Annotated in this window: 2 pseudogenes; both read right to left on the bottom strand. The window is 47.4% G+C overall.

The annotated features are described in order from the left end of the window. Window positions 1-153: pseudogene (locus R8N49_RS29030) on the bottom strand (peptide ABC transporter permease); the annotation flags it as partial. Next, window positions 153-582, bottom strand: a pseudogene (locus R8N49_RS29025) (ABC transporter substrate-binding protein); the annotation flags it as partial. The pseudogenes R8N49_RS29025 and R8N49_RS29030, both read right to left, overlap by 1 nt.

The following is a 582-nucleotide window of genomic DNA, read 5'->3' as shown; positions in this document are numbered from 1 at the left end:
TAGGTTAATTAAGTAGCTTTGCCAGCCAGACCAGAACTCCACATTCGCCCAATGTGAAAGCGGGTCAAGGCGCAGCAGAGAAAAGCCCACCAAAGTGAGAATCATCAAAGTGATGAAAAAGAGGTTAAATCGTCGAACGGTGTACCAAAACATCAGTGGATTCTCTCAACTCTATCAAACGGTTGGGCATTGAAAGGGCTCGATTTGAAGCCAGTTAATGACTTGTCGTGCACACGGAATTGAACCCCATGTGCCAACGGAATAACTGGAAACTCTTCATTCAAAATATTTTGCGCCTGACGATACAGGTTTAGGCGGTAACGTTGCTCTTGCGTCTCTAGCGCGAGATCCAGCAAAAAGTCGAAATCATCGTTACACCACATCGAAACGTTAAGGCCCACTCGGTCTGATTCGCACGATAGTAAAGGACGGAAGAAGTTATCCGGATCGCCAGTATCGCCAATCCAGCCAGTAAGGAGCAAGTCGATATCGTTGATGTTTTCAAGATCCACTCGCTCGAAACGGTCGTCGGTGAGCAGAGTCAGCTTGATGCCGATATCAGCGAAGTTCGCCTGAATGAGC

Source organism: Vibrio sp. 1978 (assembly GCF_033344345.1).
This window is presented reverse-complemented; position numbering and strand designations above follow the sequence as displayed.